The 2,063-nt window shown below is 35.2% G+C and carries 3 protein-coding genes; all 3 read left to right on the top strand.

What is annotated here, in order from left to right; translation table 11 throughout:
• Positions 1 to 93 precede the first annotated feature (93 nt).
• Positions 94 to 1,512: a lysine 2,3-aminomutase gene (gene kamA / locus AB3X49_RS21975; RefSeq protein ID WP_002012651.1), complete on the top strand. Its 1,419-nt coding sequence runs from the start codon at positions 94 to 96 to the stop codon at positions 1,510 to 1,512.
• Positions 1,509 to 1,781, top strand: coding sequence for a YokU family protein (locus AB3X49_RS21970; protein WP_002085797.1), 273 nt, complete (start codon positions 1,509 to 1,511; stop codon positions 1,779 to 1,781). The genes kamA and AB3X49_RS21970 overlap by 4 nt, the downstream gene beginning before the upstream one ends.
• Positions 1,782 to 1,853: 72 nt before the next feature.
• Positions 1,854 to 2,063 (top strand): YozE family protein (locus AB3X49_RS21965; protein ID WP_367964737.1); only part of this gene is annotated, 210 nt, incomplete at its 3' end.

Genomic DNA, 2,063 nt, shown 5'->3' with positions numbered 1-2,063 from the left:
ATAGGGTATTTCTCGCATTTACTTATCAAGAATATGAAGTTGGCATAATTATTGCTTATATAAAGGATGAGCGTATAAAAAGGGGGAATAGCAATGTTACATGATGTATACAAACCAAATCGTCACTGGAAGGATATTGAATTATGGAAAGATGTTACAGAAGAACAATGGAATGATTGGGTTTGGCAATTAACGAATACGATCAAAACTTTAGATGATTTAAAGAAAGTAATTAACTTAACACCTGACGAAGAAGAAGGCGTTAAAATTTCAACGAAAACGATCCCGTTAAACATTACACCGTACTATGCTTGGCTAATGAATCCTGATGACCCACGCTGTCCGATTCGGATGCAATCAGTACCGATTTCGGAAGAGTTATATAAAACAAAATATGATTTAGAAGATCCTCTTCATGAAGATGAAGATTCACCAGTTCCAGGATTAACTCATCGTTATCCAGACCGTGTACTATTTTTAGTAACGAATCAATGTTCTATGTATTGTCGTTACTGTACACGTCGTCGTTTTAGTGGACAAATTGGAATGGGCGTACCGAAAAAGCAATTAGATGATGCGATTGCTTATATTAGTGAAACACCACAAGTACGTGACGTTTTAATTTCTGGCGGTGATGGACTTCTAATTAATGATAAAATTTTAGAATATGTATTAAAGAATTTACGAGCAATCCCGCATGTCGAGATTATTCGTATCGGAACGAGAGCACCAGTTGTATTCCCACAGCGTATTACAGAAAACCTGTGTAACATAATTAAAAAATACCATCCAGTATGGTTAAATACGCATTTTAACACTTCTATTGAGATTACAGAAGAATCGAAACTAGCATGTGAAATGCTTGCAAATGCAGGTGTTCCAATTGGAAACCAAGCTGTAATTTTAGCTGGAATTAATGACAGCGTTCCAATTATGAAAAAACTTATGCATGATTTAGTGAAAATTCGTGTTCGTCCATATTACATTTATCAATGTGATTTATCAGAAGGTATCGGTCATTTCCGTGCACCAGTTTCGAAAGGTCTTGAAATTATTGAAGGCTTACGTGGACATACGTCTGGTTATGCAGTACCAACTTTCGTTGTCGATGCACCGGGTGGAGGCGGAAAAATTGCGCTTCAGCCAAACTATTTAATTTCACAAAGTGCGGATAAAGTTGTTCTTCGTAACTTTGAAGGGGTTATTACAACGTATCCAGAACCAGAAAACTATATCCCAGGAAGAGCAGAAGGCTACTTTAAAGAAATTTATCCGACTTATGAAGAGAAACGTTCTGATATCGGCGTTGCAGGATTGATGAGTGATAAGAAATTTAATCTTGTTCCAGACGATTTACAACGTATGAATCGCCGCAAAGATTATGAAGTCAATGAAACGCATGCTTCTTTAAAAGATAAACGTGATAAGCGTGATCAATTAAAAGATAAAAAATATCAAGCACAAATAGCAAAGTTAGATGATGACAAAAAAAATGAGGGTGACGTAGTATGAATTGTATGTGGTGTGACAGTACAGAAGCGAAAGAAAGCTTGAATACTGTATATTGGGAATTACCAGATGGTACGAAAGCCATTGAAATCCAAGAGACACCATGTATTACTTGTTCCTCATGTGGAATGGACTATCAAGCAGACCATACTGTAAAAGAAATTGAAGATCAGTTGTTTTTAATTTATACGAAAGATTTGCCAAAACAACTAACATACGAAGAGTTGATGGGAAGACCACGTTTATTAAAAAGGAATTATTTCGACTTTTAACCAGCTTTTATGCTGGTTTTTTTCTTTTTTGCCTTGTATAATGTACCCAAGTTAGAAAGGTAGGGAATATTTTTGAAAAAGACATTTTACCATTATATGATGAAGCACCGTGCAGCTTTATTTAAAAATGAAATATCAGATTTAGCAGAGGCGATGTATGATGATTTAAGTTTTCCGAAGCAATCTGAAGACTATGATGTAATTAGTTCATACTTAGAGTTAAGTGGAATGCTAGAAAGTATGTCTATATTTGATGATGCATGGGATTTATATATACAAGAG

The sequence above is a fragment of the Bacillus sp. C30 genome (assembly GCF_040838255.1).
Lineage (GTDB): Bacteria > Bacillota > Bacilli > Bacillales > Bacillaceae_G > Bacillus_A > Bacillus_A mycoides.
Note: the sequence above shows the minus strand (reverse complement) of the source record. Positions and strands in the feature narration are given on the sequence as shown.

Excerpts from the sequence above, each read along its gene's own strand:
- kamA (WP_002012651.1), top strand. The coding sequence starts at position 94 with ATGTTACATGATGTATACAAACCAAATCGTCACTGGAAGGATATTGAA.
- AB3X49_RS21970 (WP_002085797.1), top strand. The coding sequence starts at position 1,509 with ATGAATTGTATGTGGTGTGACAGTACAGAAGCGAAAGAAAGCTTGAAT.